Origin of the sequence: Burkholderia oklahomensis C6786 (genome assembly GCF_000959365.1) — a bacterium.
GTDB lineage: Bacteria > Pseudomonadota > Gammaproteobacteria > Burkholderiales > Burkholderiaceae > Burkholderia > Burkholderia oklahomensis.
On sequence record NZ_CP009556.1, the window covers coordinates 2,146,676 to 2,165,738 of the forward strand.

At 66.5% G+C, this 19,063-nt stretch carries 14 protein-coding genes and 1 pseudogene; 5 read left to right on the forward strand and 10 right to left on the reverse strand.

Translation table 11 applies throughout. The features are described 5' to 3' along the window. Positions 1-13: 13 nt before the first annotated feature. The 8 genes and pseudogenes from BG90_RS27220 to BG90_RS35785 form a co-directional block, all read right to left on the reverse strand. Positions 14-727, reverse strand: coding sequence for an ABC transporter permease (locus tag BG90_RS27220; protein WP_010118611.1), 714 nt, complete (start codon positions 725-727; stop codon positions 14-16). Next, a complete protein-coding gene (locus BG90_RS27225; protein ID WP_010108858.1) occupies positions 724-1,413 on the reverse strand; it encodes an ABC transporter permease in 690 nt (229 codons plus the stop codon). Before BG90_RS27225 ends, BG90_RS27220 begins: the two co-directional genes overlap by 4 nt. Before the next feature lie 371 nt (positions 1,414-1,784). Further along, on the reverse strand, positions 1,785-2,900 hold the full coding sequence (locus tag BG90_RS27230; RefSeq protein WP_010108857.1) for a porin: 1,116 nt from the start codon (positions 2,898-2,900) through the stop codon (positions 1,785-1,787). Positions 2,901-2,952: 52 nt separating this feature from the next. After that, positions 2,953-3,366 carry a DoxX family protein gene (locus tag BG90_RS27235; protein ID WP_025990216.1) on the reverse strand — a complete coding sequence of 138 codons (414 nt, stop codon included), beginning with the start codon at positions 3,364-3,366 and terminating at the stop codon, positions 2,953-2,955. 177 nt (positions 3,367-3,543) lie between these two features. Then, entirely contained in the window at positions 3,544-4,923 is a 1,380-nt protein-coding gene (locus BG90_RS27240; protein WP_010118598.1) for a cytochrome c, read from the reverse strand. After that, positions 4,923-6,536, reverse strand: coding sequence for a GMC family oxidoreductase (locus BG90_RS27245; RefSeq protein ID WP_010118596.1), 1,614 nt, complete (start codon positions 6,534-6,536; stop codon positions 4,923-4,925). Before BG90_RS27245 ends, BG90_RS27240 begins: the two co-directional genes overlap by 1 nt. Further along, entirely contained in the window at positions 6,536-7,051 is a 516-nt protein-coding gene (locus BG90_RS27250) for a sugar dehydrogenase complex small subunit (protein WP_010108852.1), read from the reverse strand. The genes BG90_RS27245 and BG90_RS27250 overlap by 1 nt, the downstream gene beginning before the upstream one ends. Positions 7,052-7,470: 419 nt before the next feature. After that, positions 7,471-8,149, reverse strand: a pseudogene (locus BG90_RS35785) (transporter substrate-binding domain-containing protein). Between BG90_RS35785 and BG90_RS37615 the strand changes: the two are divergent. The 4 genes from BG90_RS37615 to BG90_RS27275 all read left to right on the forward strand — a co-directional run bounded on the left by BG90_RS37615 (position 8,148) and on the right by BG90_RS27275 (position 14,603). Next, positions 8,148-8,423 carry a histidine kinase gene (locus BG90_RS37615; RefSeq protein WP_232288931.1) on the forward strand — a complete coding sequence of 92 codons (276 nt, stop codon included), beginning with the start codon at positions 8,148-8,150 and terminating at the stop codon, positions 8,421-8,423. The pseudogene BG90_RS35785 and the gene BG90_RS37615 sit on opposite strands and share 2 nt — an antisense overlap. Positions 8,424-8,680: 257 nt before the next feature. Next, complete coding sequence (locus BG90_RS27265; RefSeq protein WP_081469924.1) at positions 8,681-10,288, forward strand: S8 family peptidase; 1,608 nt, start codon at positions 8,681-8,683, stop codon at positions 10,286-10,288. 714 nt (positions 10,289-11,002) lie between these two features. After that, entirely contained in the window at positions 11,003-13,786 is a 2,784-nt protein-coding gene (gene mgtA / locus BG90_RS27270) for a magnesium-translocating P-type ATPase (protein WP_010118591.1), read from the forward strand. A gap of 73 nt (positions 13,787-13,859) precedes the next feature. After that, positions 13,860-14,603 (forward strand): transporter, encoded by a 744-nt coding sequence (locus BG90_RS27275; RefSeq protein WP_025990211.1) that lies wholly within the window; start codon positions 13,860-13,862, stop codon positions 14,601-14,603. A 115-nt stretch (positions 14,604-14,718) separates the two neighbouring features. On the opposite strand, the gene BG90_RS27280 is transcribed toward BG90_RS27275, so the two are convergent. Further along, complete coding sequence (locus BG90_RS27280) at positions 14,719-15,084, reverse strand: hypothetical protein (protein WP_010108844.1); 366 nt, start codon at positions 15,082-15,084, stop codon at positions 14,719-14,721. A gap of 55 nt (positions 15,085-15,139) precedes the next feature. Next, on the reverse strand, positions 15,140-16,558 hold the full coding sequence (locus BG90_RS27285; protein WP_010118588.1) for an aminotransferase-like domain-containing protein: 1,419 nt from the start codon (positions 16,556-16,558) through the stop codon (positions 15,140-15,142). Positions 16,559-16,735: 177 nt separating this feature from the next. Here BG90_RS27285 and BG90_RS27290 point away from each other — a divergent pair, with 177 nt between their 5' ends. Next, a complete protein-coding gene (locus BG90_RS27290; RefSeq protein ID WP_010118586.1) occupies positions 16,736-19,060 on the forward strand; it encodes an FdhF/YdeP family oxidoreductase in 2,325 nt (774 codons plus the stop codon). The last annotated feature ends 3 nt before the right edge of the window (positions 19,061-19,063 follow it).

The following is a 19,063-nucleotide window of genomic DNA, read 5'->3' on the forward strand; positions in this document are numbered from 1 at the left end:
GCCGCCGTGCGCGTCAGCGTCCCTGCGGTCTCAGGAACGCGAGCCAGCGCGCCTCCATCCGGCGGAACAGCCAGATGAGGCCGAACACGACGACCGCATACAGCACGGCCGCGATCCCGTACGCCTGAAATGATGCGTAGGTCGCCGAATTGACGTCGCGCGTGACTTTGAGGATGTCGGGCACGGTCGCCGTGAACGCGAGCGTCGTCGCGTGCAGCATCAGGATCACTTCGTTGCTGTAGCTCGGCAGCGCGCGGCGCAGCGCCGATGGCAGAATCACGCGCGTGTACAGCTTGAACCGCGACATCCCGTATGCGAGCCCCGCCTCGATCTCGCCCGGCGACGTCGACTTGATCGCGCCCGCGAAGATCTCGGTCGCATACGCGCATTCGTTCAGCGTGAAAGCGAGCAGCGTGCAGTTCATCGCGCTTCTGAAGAAGCTGTCGAGCCACGCATGATCGTGCACGACGCTCAGGCTGTAGATGCCCGTGTAGCAGAGCAGCAGTTGCACGTAGAGCGGCGTGCCGCGGAACACGTACGTATAGAGCCAGACCGCGCGCGACAGCAAGCGGTTGCGCGACGCGCGCGCGATCGCGAGCGGCACCGCGAGGCAAAAGCCGAGCCCGATCGACACGACGAGCAGCCACAGCGTGATCGCGAGGCCGCTCAACCGGTAGCCGTCGCTGAACAGGTAGTTCTGCCAATATTGACCGATGATCTGAATCACAGCGCCAGCCTCCGCACACCCGCCGAATAGCGTTTTTCGAGGTACATCAACACGAGGTTCGACAGCGTCGTGATCGCGAGATAGATCGCGCCCGCCGCGAGCGTGAAGAAAAAGAAGTTCAGCGTGCTCTTGCCCGCGTCCTGCGACGCCTTCACGACATCGGCCAAGCCGATGATCGACACGAGCGCGGTCGCCTTCACGAGCACCTGCCAGTTGTTGCCGATGCCGGGCAGCGCGAAGCGCATCATCTGCGGGAACATGATTCGTGCGAACACGCGCCACGAGCTCATCCCGTACGCAAAGCCCGCTTCGAGCTGACCGCGCGGCACCGCGAGAAACGCGCCGCGGAACGTCTCGGTGAAGTACGCGCCATAAATGAAGCCCAGCGTGACGATGCCCGCGACAAACGGGTCGATGTCGATCTGATCGACGCCGAGCATGTCGGTCGCGTCGTTCAGCAGGATCTGGATCCCGTAGAACAGCAGCAGCATCAGCACGAGATCCGGCACCGCGCGGATCAGCGTCGTGTAGAACGTGCCGACGCCGGCCAGCACGCGATTCGGCGACAGCTTGGCCGCCGCGCCCGCGAGCCCGAGCACGAGCGACGCGGCGAGCGAAAGGACGGCAAGCTTGACCGTTTCGACCGTGCCGGCCCAGAGCAGCGGACCGAAGCCTTGAAAGAGCATCTGCGATTTCCTCGATGTGCACGGGCGCGGCACGCCGCCGCCGCGAAGCGGGCGCGCAACCTGTCCGTCGGATTTCCGGGAGCTTACGAACGGCTTCTGGCGGCGATTTCAGCCGCGCCGAAGTTGTATGTACAACTTTGCGCCGTCCAGTTATGGGCGGCAATCAGTATTTCTATCTAATGTCCAATCGGACGCATCGTGCTCGAGCGCGATGCGCGGGCCGCGGCTCGCATTCGTCCGGATCGCGAAACGAATCCGCCGCACGTGAACGATCCGGCGCGCTCGCCACGCCGCCGGCCCATGAAAAAAGGGCTTCGGCCGAAACGCCGAAGCCCTCCCTATCCCGCATCGCGCGACACGCGTCGCGCGCGTCAGAACGTATGCATCATCCCGACATACGCGCCCGTTTGCGATTCGCCCGCAAGCGGGCTCGTGTTAGGCGTCGCGTCGCGCGGCGTCGCGAGCAGCGAGAAGTTCGAATTCCCGCCGTTGCGCGCATAGGCGACCGTGCCGTACAGGAAGGTCCGCTTCGACAGGTTGTAAGTCGTCCCGAGCGCATACATGATCGCGTGGCCGGACGGATCGTGCGACGCGTCGCTGCCGTCGCCGCCGCGCACGCGCACGTAGTAGCCGCCGCCCGTCACCGCCCATTGCGGATTGGCCTGATACGTCGCGCCGAGCCAGAAGTGATCGGCGCGATCGGCAAGGCCCGCCGGCGTATCGGGCGCCGAGTAATGCGTGTACGCCCCCTGGATCTTGAACTTCTGCACCTTCACGTTCGCGCCGATGAAATACTCGCGCGAGCTCGAGAAGATGTTGCTCATCCGGCCGTTGCTGTCGCGCAATTCATCGTACATGCCGCGCACGTCGAGCATCGGCGAGTGATACGAGAGCATCACGCCGTCCGAGCGGCCGAAGTCGCCGGGCGCGCCGTAGTTGAAGCCGCGCGACTGGTTGCCGAATGCGTACTGCGCCTGCACGTCGAAGCCGCCGAACACCGGGCTGTGATATTCGACGTTGTTGCTCGTCTGCTGCCAGTTGCGCCCGCGCACGAGCGACGCCGACGAGAACGCCTGCTGGACGAACGGATCGAATTCCCACACGCCGTCGCTGTCGATGAAGAGGTTGCGGCCCGCCTGCAGCGTGCCCCACGTGTCGTTCTTCAGGCCGACGTACGCGCGCCGCGACCACATCCGGCCGCCGCCCGTCGTGCCGTTCATCACCTGGAACGCGGTCTCCAGGTTGAAGATCGCCGACGTGCCGCCGCCCAGATCCTCGACGCCTTTCAGGCCGAACATGCTGGTGCCCCAGTCGCCGCTCTCGGCGCTCCAGCGCGACGAACTGCCGCCCGATGGATTCGCGATGTGATTCAGATATTCGATGCCACCGTCGACCCGCCCGTACAGCGTGACGCTCGTTTGCGCGCAAGCGAGCGCCGGCCCGGCTGCGACGATCGCAGCCATCATTTTCTTCGAATGAAAACCCATTGTTCTCCGCCTATTGTCTTCTCTCAGGTTCCAAACACGTCCGGCACGCCGCTCAACCGCGATCGAGCGAATAGCGCCCGGGGCCAGCCGCGCACAGGGCGAACAGGCCGCCCGTGATCGCGATGTTCTTGTAGAAGTGGATCATCATGTTCATCTGCTCGGCGGCAGGCATCGACCAATAGTGATGGCCGATGATCGCGGTGCCGATCGTGTAGAGGCCGAGCAGCAGCGCGAGCGGCCGCGTGTAGAAGCCGATCAGGATCGCGATGCCGACGAAGAACTCCATCACGACCGCGACGACCGCCGCGATCGACGGCAACGGCGCACCCTCGGCCGCCATGAACTGGACCGCGCCCGAGAAGTTCAGCAGCTTCTCCCAGCCAAAGATCACGAACAGGATGACGAGCAGAATGCGGGAAAGCAACAGCAGAAGGTCTTTTTGAGGCGCAAGGAAGGTTTGTCTCATTGTCGTCTGAAGCGGGAAGCGGGCGCCGCGCGCGAGGCGTCACGCACGTGCCGGTTGCGAACCGAGGCGGCTCACGGCGCGCGCCGTGAGCCGCCTCCCTGTCGACTGCGACCTGCCACCGGACAGCCGCCCGGTGCGATGCCGTCCTCCCCCGATCGCCGGATAACGACTCGTACGTTACTGCGTGGCGCGCAGCTTCGCAACGTCCTGCTCGGTCACCTTCGCCGCCGGATTGCCGAACTGGACGGCCAGGTAGTTCGTCAGCGCGGCGATCTGCGCATCCGACAGCTCGTGGCGGAACGCCGGCATCCCGACGTCCTCCTTGCCCGCCTTGCGCGCGACGCCGTTCAGGATCACCTGCACGAGGTTCGTCGGATTCGGCGCGCCGACCGTCGAGTTGTGGAAGAGCGGCGGGTAGTAGCCGTCCGGCGTGCCCTTGCCTTGCATCTGGTGGCAGCTCGCACAGTTGCCGAGATACAGGCGCGCGGGATCGATGCCCGTCGACGCGAGCGCGACGCCGCGCAGCCGGATCCCGTCCTCGGCCGGCTTGCCCCATGCGGCGCGCGCCTTCGTGCTGCCGTCGGCGACGGCGGGCACCGTGCGGATGTACGTCGCGATCGCGCCGATGTCGGCATCGGTCATCTGCGAGAAGCTGTGCTCGACCGCTTCGGCCATCGGCCCCGCCGCCTGCGCGAGACCCGGCACGCTGCCCGTGCGCAGATACTGGACGAGCTGCGGCTGCGACCAGCCGCCGATCCCCGCGTTCGTGTCCGACGTGATGTTGTAGCCGTCCCAGCCCGACAGCACCGAGCCCGCGAGGAAGCTGCCGCCCGTTTCGTCGAGCGACTTCTCCTGCAGCGCGACGCCGCGCGGCGTATGGCACGTGCCGCAGTGCGCGAGGCCCTGCACGAGATACGCGCCGCGGTTCCATTCGACGCTGCGCTCCGGCTTCGGCTGATACGCGCCGTCCTTCAGGAACAGGAAGTTCCAGATCTTGAGCGGCCAGCGCATGCTCAGATACCACGGGATCTCGTTCTTGCGCGCCGGCTGCTTCACTGGTTCGACGCCGTGCATGAAGTACGCGTAGAGCGCCTTCACGTCGTCGTCGGTGACTTTCGCGTACGACACGTACGGCATCGCCGGATACAGGTTGTCGCCGTTCTTCGCGACGCCGTGACGCACCGCGCGCTCGAAGTCCGCGAACGTCCAGTCGCCGATGCCCGTTTCCTTGTCGGGCGTGATGTTGGTCGTGTAGATCGTGCCGAGGACGGGCGCGCGCATCGGCAAGCCGCCCGCGAACGGCTTGCCGCCCTTCGCCGTGTGGCACGCCATGCAGTCGCCCGCGACGGCCAGATAGCGGCCTCGCTCGACGAGCGCCGCATCGGCGGCACGCACGGCCGCCGCAGGTGCGGTGGATGCGGCAGGCGCAGACGAAGCCCCGAGTGCGGACGAAGCCGCGGCGGCGCGCGTGCCGGAAGCGGCGGCGTCCGCCGCACTCGCCAGGCCGGGCAACGCAAGGCAGCCGGCCAGCACGAAGGAAAGCGTTCGTTTCAGCATCAGATTTCCTTCTTCAACTGGTCCGAGATCCGCAGCGCGAGCGCCGCGATCGTCAGCGTCACGTTCACCGTGCCGACCGTCGGCATCGTCGCGCTGCTCGAGACGAACAGGTTCGGATGGTCGAACGTGCGGCAGTCCTTGTCGACGACCGAATCGCGCGGATCGGCGCCCATGATCGTCGCGCCGGTGATGTGGTTGTTCGGCGCGAACTCGTCGTTGAACGCGACATCGGTGCCGCCGAGCACCTTCGCGGCGGTCGCATAGACCTCGCGCGTATGCACCGCGCCCCGCTTGACGTAGTCGTCGATCGCGTAGGTGATCTCCGGGCGCGGGATGCCGATCGCGTCGGTCGCCGTCTTGCTCGGCACGATGCGGTTCTCCGGCTGCGGCAGGATCTCGTGGAAGCAGTCGAACTGCACGTAGCGCGCGGAGCGGTCGCGGATCTGCGCATCGAGCTCGGCGGGCTTCATGAGCTTGCCCGCCTTGAAGATCTTCTGCGTCTCCTGGTCGATGCGCGACAGGTTCGACAGGTGGATCTTCTTCGCCGCTTCGGTCGCGCGGAACGCGCCGTCGCGAAAGCCGATCAGCGACGTCATCTCCTGCGGGCCGCGGCCCGGCCACAGCTTCTCGCTCGCGTAGAACGACACGCCCGTGCCCGGGTGGTCCATCAGGTTGCGGCCGACCATGTCGGAGCGGTTGCCGACGCCGTTCGGGAAATCGTGGCTCGTCGACATCAGCATCAGCTTCGGCGTCTCGATGCCGTTCGCGGCGAGCACGAAATACTTGCCCTCGACACGATGCTCGACGCCCTTCGGGTCCTTGTAGAGCGCCGCGACGATCTTCTTCTGCGGGCCGACTTCGAGCTTGTGGACGACCGCGTTCTCGATCAGCTTCGCGCCCGCCTGCTCGGCCTTCTCGACGTGGACGATGCCGTTGTACATCGCGCCGATCGGGCAGATCGGCATGCAGTTGTTGTTCCCGCAGCAGGTCGGACGGCCGTCGTACGGACGGCTGTTGCGCGCGACGGGCTCGGTCACCACGTGGTACTTCGGGTCGTGGTTGTTGAGCGCGGTCTTGATCGTCTGCTCGTTGTAAGACAGCGGCAGCGGCGGCATCGGATACGGCTGCTTGCGCGGCGACAGCAGATCCTCTTCGGCGCCCGGCCCCCAGACGCCCAGTTCTTCCTCCGCGCGCTGGTAGTAATGCTCGAGATCGTCGTACTGGATCGGCCAGTCGCGGCCGACGCCGTAGACGGTCTTCATCTTGAAATCGTTCGGGATGAAGCGCCACGCGGACGCGGCCCAGTGCCACGTCGTGCCGCCCACCGCGCGAATGTACTGCGAGTTGAACTTGTGCTCGCCCTTCAGGACCAGGTAGTCGTTCGGCGGGCCGTACTCCGGATGCGGCGCCCACGGGCTCGACGGATACGGCGCCATGAAGTCCATCTTGTCCGGCTGGTTGCGGAAGCGCTCGACGATCTCCCAGCGCGGCATCCGCGGGCCGGCTTCCAGCAGGATCACCGACTTGCCCGCCGTCGCGAGCTGATGCGCGACGATCGCGCCCGCGACGCCCGAGCCCACGACAACGACGTCCGCTTGTTGTGTATCGGCCATCAGGCTTGCCTCTCGGTCGGTTTGTCGGCCCAGAAGCCGGGTTTGTTGGGGCAGTACGAGCGGATCACGAGCGTGTCCGACACGACGCCGAACATCAGCGCTTCTTCATAGGTGATCACGACGTTGTCGACGATGCCGAGATACCACGCTTCGAGAATGCGCAGCGCGAGGGCTTCCTGATCGGGCGTGAGCGTGTTCGCGGCGAGCGCGCCCGCGAGCTTCGGCAGCCCGTCGCCGAGCTCGAACGAGCCTTTTTGCAGCGCGCGCAGCAGCCGTTCGCCGACCGCGCGGTTCAGGCCGGTCTTGCCGGTCAACGCTTCGGACAGCGTCATGAACGCATCGAGCGGCGCGGCGCTCGGCGCATCGGCGAGCGCGCGCAGCGTGAGCGAGCCGGCGAGGCCCAATGCGGTCAGCGCGAGCGAGCGCTGCAGCCATTGGCGTCGGGTGAGCCCCCCACCCATGGGCTCGGCCGCGTCGCCCGAGCGACGCGCGTGGGGATTGGTGTCGTTATTCATCGTTCCTTCTCTCAGGCGCCGGGCTCGGGAAAACGAGTCTTGATATTTCTCAAACTACGGCGCGGACCCGAAATGTACGCGTTCATCGTCAATTGAACAATCCCTTTATAGTTCATCGATTCGTTTTGCACTCCCTTGTAATGCGGGTTCCGGCTGTTTTTTCAGTTTCGGCAAAAAACTGTTTCGCAATATGGAGTTGCGGCATCCGGACTATCCGGAATAGACAGCAATGCGATGTGACGGGATCGTGAAGCTGCGTGCCGATTGCTTCGACACGCGCGCGGCGAGGCGAGCGATACGCGGAGCCGGCCGCGAACCCGGGCGCGGCAGCGCCGACGGCGGTCGAGCGGCAAGCGACCGAGCAAGCGGCCGGCGCGGCGAAGCGTGTCGCGCCGGCCTCCTGCGAGCGGGCATCGTATTCAGTACTGCACGCGATCGCCGGGATTCCTGAAGCGCGCGCGCTTCTCCGCCGACAACGGATGACTCAGGTTCAGCCCGCGCGGCGAAATCGGCTGCATGAACTACTTCTCGTCAAGCTTCTCCGCTTCGCCCGACGTCCGCATCTGCGCGATCGTCGAATCGACGAGTTTCTTGAGCTCGGGATCGTCCCTGCGCAACATGCACGCGTAGTTCCCGTGGACGACCGACGTGCCCGCGAAATCGCCGAAGTCCTTGATGCCCGAGCCTTTGCGCGCGCCGAAGCGAGGATGCCGTTTAGGAAGATGCCGTTCGAGAACGCCGCCTGCCGCTGCCGTTCGAGCGTGTTCGTCGTCGGCCCGCATTCGAAATCGCTCGCGCCGTTCTGCACGAGCGGCACGCGGCTTCGCGACGGGATCGGCATGCCCTTGACGACGTGCCCGGGCGACTTCAATTGCCGCTTGATCTCGTCGACGATCTTCGCCGCGATGTCGCGCGAATGGCCGATGTCTGCTGCTGATTGTCGAAATACGAGAACGGCACCGACGATTCGCGAATGCCGAATCCGACGACGGCCGTCCCCTCGATTTTCTTGAGCGAACCGGTAAGTTCCTGCGCACGGACGGCGCCTGCAGCCATGCGGACGAACGCGGCAACGAGCCAATTGAAACGAACGCGCATGCCTTTCTGCGAAAGTCAAACGAAAAGCAAGCGTAATCCGTTCAAAAAATCTACGGCGGGCCGTGCGTTGCGGCAACCTGCCGGCCGCATGACGCCGCCGTATTCCGGCGATGCACCGAAAACGCATTCGCTCACCCGTTTGATACGGCCGTTCTCCGTTTACCCCGCCTATCTCAAAATTCCACTCAAATCAGGCCGCGCATTACATCAAAAGTGCTCATGTATTTGTGCGGCAAGCGACTATATTTTCGGAAAGACCATCAAGAATTGTTAAGCGCAGCCGTTACTCACACCAGTACCTCCGATCAGGCGCGCACGAGCCCATCGGAATCCGGACAAGACCTGGCGATGTATCGGGATGCAAATCGAAGGACGAGGATGCTCACGGACTTCTCACGCCACGGGCCTTGACCGCATTGACCGCGCACGCGGTTTCGAAACCAAGGGTGGAGAGGCACCATGAACAACAAACGTAGCAATCCTGATCAGACGCGGTTTGGCCAAGCCCGCGCCCTCGCCGGAATTCTCTCCATGTCCCTCCTCGTTCCGCTCGCCGGTTGCGGCGGAGGCGGCGGCGGGGACGGAGGCAGCACCCCATCGGCAGCCGCACAGCCGACTCCGGCACCTGCTCCGACGCCGGCCCCGACATCGGGCTCGTCGCAATCCGCGACTTCTTCGACTTCGACGACGGCCTGCCCCGTCACGCAAACCGCATCGGCCGCCGCAAGCGCTTCCCTGTTTTCCAGCACCGTTCAACAGGACGCGCCCGTCGACCATCTGATCGTCAAGCTGCAAAACGCATCGGCGACGACGGCGTCGGGTGCGCGGATCATGGCCGCGACGGACGACGCGGCGCGTCTCGACGCAGTGATCCAGCGCGTGATGTCGCAATGGAGCGTGAAGAGCGGCGCCGTGCGCTCGTATGCGCAAAGCATCGCGCAGACGAGTGCCGTGCAGGTCGAGCGGACGATGTCGGGCGGCGCGGCGCTGCTCGCGCTCGGACTAAAGATGAACGCGGATGCCGCCAGCGCGCTCGCGCAAACGTTCGCGGCCGATCCGGACGTCGCGTACGCGGAGCCCGACCGGCGCGTCTTCGCCCGCACCATGGCGACCGATCCGAACTACGCGCAGCAGTGGAACTACTTCGATCCGACGGCCGGCATCGATCTGCCGAACGCATGGAACGTGACGACCGGCTTGCCGACCGTCGTCACCGCGGTGCTCGACACCGGCTATCGCCCACATCCGGACATCATCGCGAACCTGCTGCCCGGCTACGACTTCATTTCCGACATCAACACCGGCAACAACGGGCACGGTCGCGGCCCGGACGCGACCGATCCGGGCGACTGGGTCACGCAGCAGGAGCTGACCGATCCGTCGAGCCCGTTCTACAACTGCGCGAGCGGGCCGTCGAACAGCAGCTGGCACGGCACGCAGGTCGCCGGCATCATCGGCGCCGCCGCGAACAACGGCATCGGCATCGCGGGCGTCAATTGGTACGGCAAGATGCTGCCCGTGCGCGTGCTCGGCAAATGCGGCGGCACGACGAGCGACATCGCCGACGCGATGCGCTGGGCGGCGGGCCTCCCCGTCACCGGCGTGCCGACGAATCTGACGCCCGCGAAAGTCATCAACCTGAGCCTGGGCGGCAACGGCCCGTGCGGCGACACGTTTCAGCAGGCAATCAACGACGTCATCGCACAAGGCGCGACCGTCGTCGTCGCGGCCGGCAACGACGGCCAGGCGACGACCCAGGATCGCCCCGCGAACTGCAAGGGCGTGATCGCGGTCGGCGCGACCGACAGCACGGGCCAGCGCGCGTGGTACAGCAACTTCGGCTCAGACATCACGCTGAGCGCGCCGGGCTCGAACATCCTGTCGACGACCAACGCGGGCACGACGGTGCCGACGTTCGACGCGTACGGCACGCACAGCGGCACGAGCCTCGCCGCGCCGCAAGTGGCGGGCGTCGCGTCGCTGATGCTCGCGGCGAATCCGAACCTGACGCCCGCACAGATCGCGCAGAAGCTCGCAAGCACCGCGCGGCCGTCGCCGTCGACGACGTCCTGTCTCGCACGCGCGCCGGGCGCGGGGATCGTCGACGCTGGCGCAGTGGTTGCGTCCGCAACGAAATAGCCGCGCGAGCCGCACGCGATCACGCAGCGGCCGCCCATGCGGGCGGCCGCTTGCTTCGCCGCCGCGCGACGACGCGCATGCGCCGCACGAACGAATGCGTGAACCGTGTAAACCTGCCGTAAAAAGCTTGACGCTTCGCACGCCGACCCTTTACCATCGCCCCGTCTTGATACTTGGAGTGTTCCGTGAACACCGATGCGAGTTGTAGTCGGTCCTGCACCGGCTTGACTGCTGACTGAGGCATTCGCGCAGAGCCCCACGCTTCTGCCGCATCCCGGCCAGCAGGATGCGGCGTCTTTCCGGCCATTCCGGCCCGATCTTCCCGCCACGACTTTCTCGAATGAACGATGCATGCGCCGCTATGCGCGCGTCGCGCTCGTCCGTTCTCGCCATCACGGCCTGCGCCGTGCGTGCGCATGCGCTCGCGCATGCATCGTTTTCGCATCGACCCGTGATTCGCGCCCTTCATTCCGGATGCCTTGCCGCGTCCGGCCGACGATCGACAGGAGTCCAGATGGAAGCAGACGACAGTAGCCGATTACCGCTCGCCGGCGTCATGCCGGGCGGCGCGTGCGCCGCGTCGGCTGGGCCGGCGAGCGATTCCGATTTTCCATTCATTCAGCCGAACGCGCGCGACGCGAAGCGGCGGGAGACGCTCGTCCATCGATAAAGACGACGCTCCCCGCTCGCCGCGCGCGACACACGGAGCGTCCGATGACACAACGCACTCCTTCAAAGAACAAGCAACGCGGGTTCCTCCATTACGGCGCACGGGGCGACGGCGACGATCGCCATCCGATGCGCATCGAATACGAATCCGCGCAACCGCTCGCCGACACCCTCAACAATCTCCGCACGAGCGAGCGCGGCCTCACGACATCCGACGCCGAGGATCGCCTGCTGCGCGACGGCCCGAACGAAATCGCGCACGACAAGCCGCCGCACTGGAGCCGGCAGCTGCTGACGTCGTTCAACAACCCGTTCGTCTACGTGCTGCTCGTGCTCGCCTCGATCAGCTTCCTCACCGACGTCTACTTCGCCGCGCCGGACGATCGCGACTACGTCAAGATCACGATCCTGCTCGCGATGATCACGATCAGCGTGCTGCTGCGCTTCGTGCAGGAATTCCGCTCGCTGCGCGCCGCCGAGAAGCTGAAGGCGATGGTGCGCACGACGTCGACCGTGCAGCGCCGCAACGACGACGCGAGCGCGCCGGTCAAGCACGACGTGCCGATGCGCGACGTCGTCGTCGGCGACATCGTGCATCTGTCCGCGGGCGACATGATCCCCGCGGACGTGCGGCTGATTTCGTCGCGCGATCTCTTCATCAGCCAGGCGGTGCTGACGGGCGAAGCGCTGCCCGTCGAGAAGTACGACACGCTCGGCGCCGTCGCGCAGAAGTCCGCCGAGCCGGCGAACGGCAACGGCAATAGCAATGGCGGCGGCGACGCCGGCCGCGACGGTTCGCTGCTCGATCTCGCGAATGCGTGCTTCATGGGCACCAACGTCGTGAGCGGCACGGCGACCGCGGTCGTCGTCGCGACGGGCGCCGACACGTATTTCGGCGCGCTCGCGAAGAACGTCGTCAGCCACAAGCGGGTCGAGACGAGCTTCGATCGCGGCGTGTCGAGCGTCAGCTGGCTGCTGATCCGCTTCATGCTCGTGATGGTGCCGGTCGTCTTCATGATCAACGGCTTCATGAAAGGCGACTGGCTGAGCGCGCTGACGTTCGCACTCGCCGTCGCGGTCGGCCTGACGCCCGAGATGCTGCCGATGATCGTCAGCGCGAACCTCGCGCGCGGCGCGGTCGCGATGGCGCGGCGCAAGGTCGTCGTCAAGCGGCTGAACTCGGTCCAGAACTTCGGCGCGATGGACGTGCTCTGCACCGACAAGACGGGCACGCTCACGCAGGACAAGATCATCCTCGAGCATCACCTCGACGTGTCCGGCCGCAAGAACGAGGACGTGCTGCGCCTCGGCTGGCTGAACAGCTTTCACCAGAGCGGCCAGAAGAATCTGATCGACATCGCGATCGTCAATCGTGCGAATCAGTTCGGCGAGCGGATCAAGCCGCAGGGCTATCGCAAGATCGACGAGCTGCCGTTCGATTTCGTGCGGCGGCGCCTGTCCGTCGTCGTCGAGGATCCGCGCGGCGTGCATCTGCTCGTCTGCAAGGGGGCGGTCGAGGAGATGCTCGCGGTATCGACGCACGTTCAGGACGACGAAGGCGTGCGCCCGCTCGATTTCGTCGAGCGCAAGCGGCTTCTCACGCAGGCGAATGCCTACAACGAAGACGGCTTTCGCGTGCTGATCGTCGCGACGCGTTCGATCCCGCGCGGCGACGAACGCGGGCAATACCGGACGGCCGACGAGCGCGACCTCGTCGTGCGCGGCTTCCTGACTTTCCTCGATCCGCCGAAGGAATCCGCCGCGCCGGCGCTCGCCGCGCTGCGCGAGAACGGCGTCGCGGTCAAGGTGCTGACGGGCGACAACCCGACCGTCACGCTGAACGTGTGCCGGCAAGTCGGCCTCGAGCCCGGCAAGCCGCTCCTCGGGACCGAAATCGAAGCGCTCGACGATGCGGCGCTCGAAAAGGCGGTCGAGCGCACGACCGTATTCGCGAAGCTCACGCCGCTGCAGAAGGCGCGGATCGTGAAGGCGCTGCAGGCGAACGGCCATACGGTCGGCTTCCTCGGCGACGGGATCAACGATGCGCCCGCGCTACGCGATGCCGACGTCGGCATCTCGGTCGACAGCGGCGCGGACATCGCGAAGGAGACGGCCGACATCATCCTGCTCGAGAAAAGCCTGATGGTGCTCGAAGAAGGCGTGATCAAGGGCCGCGAGACGTTCGGCAACATCCTCAAGTACCTGAACATGACCGCGAGCTCGAACTTCGGCAACGTGTTCTCGGTGCTCGTCGCGAGCGCGTTCCTGCCGTGGGAGCCGATGCTCGCCGTGCAGATGCTCGTGCTGAACCTCGTCTACGACACGTCGCAGATGCTGCTGCCGTGGGACAAGATGGATCCCGAGTTCCTGAAGAAGCCGCGCAAGTGGGAAGCGAAGAACATCGGCCGCTTCATGCTGTGGGTCGGGCCGACGTCGTCGGTGTTCGACATCACGACATATGTGCTGATGTGGACCGTGTTCGGCGCGGGCGCGCTGTACCACGCGCAAGGCGGCGCAGGCGGCCAGCTCGTGATGAACTCCGGCTGGTTCGTCGAGAGCCTCGTGTCGCAGACGATCGTCGTCCATCTGCTGCGCACGCGGAAGATCCCGTTCCTGCAGAGCACCGCGTCGCTGCCCGTGTTGATGTCGACGACGATCGCGATCGCGATCGGCTGCTGGCTGCCGTTCTCGCCGTTCTCCGAAGCGCTCGGCTTCATCCGTCTGCCCGGCAGCTACTGGCTGTGGCTCATCGCGACGATGGCGGGCTACATCATGCTCGCGCAGATCGTGAAGACGCTCTACGTCCGTCGCTACAAACAGTGGTTCTGACGCGACGCATCCCTTTCGCATCCGGCCGCGCGCGGCGCGCGCGCCGGCCGCTCGTTTCATCGAAGGTGACGATATGAAAAGAATGCTTCCGCTCGCGGCCGCGGGCGCCCTTTTCGCGCCCACCGGCGCGCAAGCCGACCACCCGTTCACGTCCGACGACACCAACACGCAAGGCGACGGTAGCTGGCAGTACGAACTGAACGTCGAGCGCACGTCGAAGCAGCCCGACATCGGCCGCCAGCAGCTCTGGAACACGACGCTCACGCGCGGCTTCGGCGAGCGCGTCGATCTGTACGTGCAGGCGCCGTACACGCACGTGCAGACACGCTCCGACGAACAGGGCTCGGGCTTCGGCGACGTCGAAATCGGCGCGAAATGGCGCGTGCTCGAACGCGGACCGTTCAGCATCGCGGTGAAGCCGCGCTTCACGATGCCGACCGGCAACGACGCGCGCGGCCTCGGCAACGGCCGCGTGAACGCAGGCGCGATGCTGCTCGCGCAGTACGACATCGCACGCGTGCAACTGCTCGCCAATGCGGGCCTGATGTACCAGGCGAACCGCCAGGACGGCCTCACGTCGATCTGGCAGGCATCCGGCGCGGTGATCTACCGCGCGACGGACAAGCTGCGGCTCGGCATCGACGTCGGGATCGCGCGCAATTCCGAGCGCGGCGCCGGCGCGAATCCGGCGTACGTGATCGCGGGCGCGATCTACACGCCGCGCGACTGGCTCGATCTCGACATCGGCTATCGGCGCGGGCTCAACGATCAGATCTACGATCATTCGTTGATGGCGGGGATCACGGCGCGGTGGTGAGCCGGGGCGTCGCGGCATGACGGCGGGGCGGTCCGCGGACCGCCCCGCTCCTGTTTGCGCCGCCCGTCGAATCTCACCCGCATGCGCGTCGTCGATCCGCAAGCGCGCCGTTGCGTCAGGCGCCGCCACGCGCCGCAGCGGCGCCGCCGAAAAGCGCATCGCACAATTCCAGCCCCTGCGCCGTCAGCATCGCGCGGCCCGTGCCGTCGTCGCGCAGGATCGTCTCGGTCAAGCCGGCCGCATCGAGCTGCGTCAACGTGCGTCGCAGCGTGCTCATCGGCACGCGCGCACGCTTGCCGAGCTTCGCGAGCGACCACGGCGCGCCGCGCGCTTCGTCGGCCGCATCGCGCAATCGCAGCAGCACCGCGACGATCGCCGGATCGAGCCCGCCATCGTCATGCGAGATCGCATCCCGTCCGCCGACCTCCGCCGGACCGCTCCACTCGTTCCGCTCATCCCGTTCGCCGTGATCCGCTTCCATCATCGTCGTCCCGTTCCGTCGCCGACCGGGCGCGCGCCGCGCATCGCCCCATCCGTCATCCCTTTGCGCACACCGCCGCCAACCGGCCGAGCGTCTTCACCGCCTCCTCGATCTGCGGCGACCACGGGTAGCTGTAATTGAGCCGGATGAAGCGCCGATATGCGTCCGTCGTCGAGAACATGTGCCCCGGCCCGAGCGTGATCCGCTGCGCGAGCGCGAGCCGGTACAGCTCCATCGCGTCGACGCCGCCCGGCAGCTCGACCCACAGCACGTAGCCGCCGCGCGGCTGCGACAGCCGCGTGCCGTCCGGAAAGAAGCGCCGCACCATCGCCGCCATCATGCTCGCCTGCTGCGCATAGAGCTTGCGAATCCGCCGCAGATGGTGGTCGTAGCCGTCGTGCTTCAGATACTCGGCGATCGCGAGCTGGTCGATCGCGGGCGTCGCGAGCGTGTTCAGAAACTTGAGCTTTTCGACCTGATCGCGGTAGCGCCCCGGCATCGCCCAGCCGATCCGGTACGCGGGCGACAGGCTCTTCGAGAACGACGCGCAACGCAGCACGAGCCCACGCGAATCGAACGCCTTCAGCGTGCTCGGCCGCGCGGCGCCGTAGTACAGCTCGTGATAGACGTCGTTCTCGATCACCGGCACGTCATGCCGCGCGAGCAGCTCGACGAGCGCGCGCTTGCGCTCGTCCGGCATCAGGAAGCCGAGCGGGTTCTGGAAGTTCGGCATCGCCATGCACGCGGTAATGCGCTCGCTCGCGAGGATCCGCGCGAGCGCGTCGATGTCGATTCCCTCGCCCGGATGCGTCGCGACCTCGATCGCGCGCATCCCGAGCCGCTCGATCGCGTGCAGCATCGCATAGAACGTCGGCGATTCGACCGCGATCGTATCGCCCGGCTTCGCGACCGCCTGCAGGCACAGATTGATCGCCTCGGTCGCGCCGATCGTCACGACGATCTCGTCCGGATCGACCGCGACGCCGCCCTCCAGGTAGCGGCGCGCGATCTGCCGGATCAGCTCCGGATTGCCGGGCGGCAGGTCGTCGATCACGCCCCAGCGCGTGCGCCGCCGCGCGATCGCCTGCGCGTGCCGCGCGATCCGCTGCGCGGGGAACGGCGTCGCGTCCGGATACGGCGAGCCGAGCGGCACCGCGTCGTCGCGCGCGATCGAGCGCAGCGTCGACAGCACGAGCCGGCTCACGTCGACGGCCGACGACACCGCGACGGGCGTCGACGCATGCAGCTCGGGCTCCGGCGCGTCGTGCCGCGCGCGCACGAAATAGCCGGACTGCGGCCGGCTCTCGATCGCGCCGCGGCTCTCGAGCACCAGGTACGCGCGCACGACGGTCGTGACGCTGAGCCGGTGCTGGCGGCTCGCCTGCCGCACCGACGGAATCCGCTCGCCCGGCCGGTAGACGCCGCGCCGGATCATCGCCTCGATGTCGTCCGCGAGCTGTTCGTAACGCTTCACCGCGTGCCTCGATTGTCCGTTTGTCGATATGTAAGAGTACAGTTTCTTGATGCAACGCACCAGAATTGCGAGCTGTACTCTTTTTGTTTCCGGCGAGGTGTGCTCCCGGCCCGCGCCGCCGTGCGCGTACGCTTCGTTCCGTCGCCGTCCCCAACCGGCGCTCAGACACTTCAAGACATGAAAACCAAGGAACCCGACGCGCGCATCGAACCGTACGCCCATCCGGCGGGCGGCTGGGGCGCGCTCAAGTACGTCGCGATCAACCTGTTCAAGGAAAAGGTATCGGGCGGCAACTACCGCGCGCTGCTGCGGCAGAACCAGCCGGACGGCTTCGACTGTCCCGGCTGCGCGTGGCCCGACCGCCAGCATGCGTCGACGTTCGAATTCTGCGAGAACGGCGTGAAAGCCGTCGCCGCCGAGGCGACCGCGAAGCGCGTGACGCCCACGTTCTTCGCCGAGCACACGGTCGCGTCGCTCCTCGAGCAGTCCGACTACGCGCTCGAGCAGCACGGGCGCCTCACCGATCCGATGGTCTACGACGCGGCAACCGACCGCTACGCGCCGATCGCGTGGGATGCCGCGTTCGAGCTGATCGCGCGGCATCTGCGCGCGCTCGGCGATCCGGACCGCGCGGCGTTCTACACGTCGGGCCGCGCGAGCAACGAGGCGGCGTTCCTGTACCAGTTGCTGGTGCGCTACTACGGCACGAACAACTTCCCCGACTGCTCGAACATGTGCCACGAGGCGACGAGCCGCGGGCTGCCGGCCACGGTCGGGGTCGGCAAGGGCACCGTCACGCTCGACGATTTCGAGCAGGCCGACACGCTGCTGATCTTCGGCCAGAATCCCGCGACGAACCATCCGCGGATGATGGGCGAGCTGCGCGATTGCGCGAAGCGCGGCGCGACGATCGTGTCGATCAATCCGCTGAAGGAGCGCGGGCTCGAACGCTTCGCGAGCCCGCAGCACCCGGCCGAGATGCTGACGATGTCGAGCACGCCGATCGCGTCGATGTTCGTGCAGCCGGCCGTCGGCGGCGATTTCGCGCTGATCAAGGGCGTCGCGAAGCGCGTGGTCGAGCTCGACGACGCGGCGCGCGAGCGCGGCGACGCGCGCGTGCTCGACGTCGACTTCCTCGCGCAGCACACGGCCGGCTTCGACGCGTTCGCGTCCGATCTGCGCGCGGAAAGCTGGGCCGCGCTGACGGCGGAAAGCGGCGTGCCGTACGAGCGGATCGACGCGCTCGCGCAAGTCTACGTGCGCGGCGAGCGCGTGATCGCGACGTGGGGAATGGGCATCACGCAGCACAAGAACTCGGTCGCGACCGTGCAGATGCTGTCGAACCTGATGATGATGCGCGGCAACATCGGCCGCCCCGGCGCGGGCCTCTGCCCCGTGCGCGGGCATTCGAACGTGCAGGGCAACCGCACGGTCGGCATCGAGGAGAAGCCGTCCGATGCGTTCCTCGACCGGCTCGGCCACGCGTTCGGCTTCGCGCCGCCGCGCGGCCACGGCTACGACGTCGTCGAGACGATCGAAGCGATGCTCGACGGCCGCATCGGCGTGTTCATCGGCCTCGGCGGCAACTTCGCGATGGCGACGCCCGATACGCCGCGCACGTGGCAAGGCCTGCGCAATTGCGGCCTGACCGTCCACATCACGACGAAGCTGAACCGCAGCCATCTCGTGCACGGCCGCGAAGCGCTGATCCTGCCGACGCTCGGCCGCACCGAGATCGATCTGCAGAACGGCGTCGCGCAGGGCGTGACGGTCGAGGATTCGATGTGCATGGTTCACGTGTCGTACGGGATGAACAAGCCGGCGTCGCCGAATCTGCTGTCGGAAACCGCGATCGTCGCGCGGCTCGGGCATGCGCTCTTCGGCGGCGGCGAAATCGACTGGCTCGGCTACATGAACGACTACGCGAAGATCCGCGATGCGATCGAGGCAGGCATCGAAGGCTTCGACGGCTACAACGCGCGGATCGCGCAGCCGGGCGGCTTCCACATGCGCATCGCGTCGCGCGAGCGCGAATGGCTCACGCCGACCGGCAAGGCGAACTTCATCGTCCATGCGCTGCCCGTCGATTCGCCGATCCGGCGCGCCCGCGCGCGCTACGGCGAGCGGCTGATGACGTTGATGACGACGCGCTCGCACGATCAGTACAACACGACGATCTACGCGCTCGACGACCGCTATCGCGGCGTGTTCGGCCAGCGGCGCGTCGTGTTCGCGAACCCGGCCGACCTCGCGATGCTCGGCTTCGACGCGGGCGAGCGCGTCGATCTGGAAACGGTGTGGGACGACGGAATCGAGCGGCGCGTCGAAGGATTCCTGATCGTCGCATACGACATTCCGCGCGGCTGCCTCGGCGCGTACTACCCGGAGACGAATCCTCTCGTGCCGCTCGACAGCGTCGGCGACATCTGCAACACGCCGACGTCGAAGTCGATTCCCGTGCTGATGCATCGGTCCGCGGCCGACGCGCAGCAGGCGGCGTGACAC

Coding starts and splice junctions, on each gene's coding strand:
- BG90_RS27240 (WP_010118598.1), bottom strand. CDS start 4,923: ATGCTGAAACGAACGCTTTCCTTCGTGCTGGCCGGCTGCCTTGCGTTG.
- BG90_RS27290 (WP_010118586.1), top strand. CDS start 16,736: ATGAAAACCAAGGAACCCGACGCGCGCATCGAACCGTACGCCCATCCG.
- BG90_RS27245 (WP_010118596.1), bottom strand. CDS start 6,536: ATGGCCGATACACAACAAGCGGACGTCGTTGTCGTGGGCTCGGGCGTC.
- BG90_RS37615 (WP_232288931.1), top strand. CDS start 8,148: ATGCCTTTCTGCGAAAGTCAAACGAAAAGCAAGCGTAATCCGTTCAAA.
- BG90_RS27280 (WP_010108844.1), bottom strand. CDS start 15,084: ATGGAAGCGGATCACGGCGAACGGGATGAGCGGAACGAGTGGAGCGGT.
- BG90_RS27275 (WP_025990211.1), top strand. CDS start 13,860: ATGAAAAGAATGCTTCCGCTCGCGGCCGCGGGCGCCCTTTTCGCGCCC.
- BG90_RS27265 (WP_081469924.1), top strand. CDS start 8,681: ATGTCCCTCCTCGTTCCGCTCGCCGGTTGCGGCGGAGGCGGCGGCGGG.
- BG90_RS27235 (WP_025990216.1), bottom strand. CDS start 3,366: ATGAGACAAACCTTCCTTGCGCCTCAAAAAGACCTTCTGCTGTTGCTT.
- BG90_RS27250 (WP_010108852.1), bottom strand. CDS start 7,051: ATGAATAACGACACCAATCCCCACGCGCGTCGCTCGGGCGACGCGGCC.
- BG90_RS27230 (WP_010108857.1), bottom strand. CDS start 2,900: ATGGGTTTTCATTCGAAGAAAATGATGGCTGCGATCGTCGCAGCCGGG.
- mgtA (WP_010118591.1), top strand. CDS start 11,003: ATGACACAACGCACTCCTTCAAAGAACAAGCAACGCGGGTTCCTCCAT.
- BG90_RS27225 (WP_010108858.1), bottom strand. CDS start 1,413: ATGCTCTTTCAAGGCTTCGGTCCGCTGCTCTGGGCCGGCACGGTCGAA.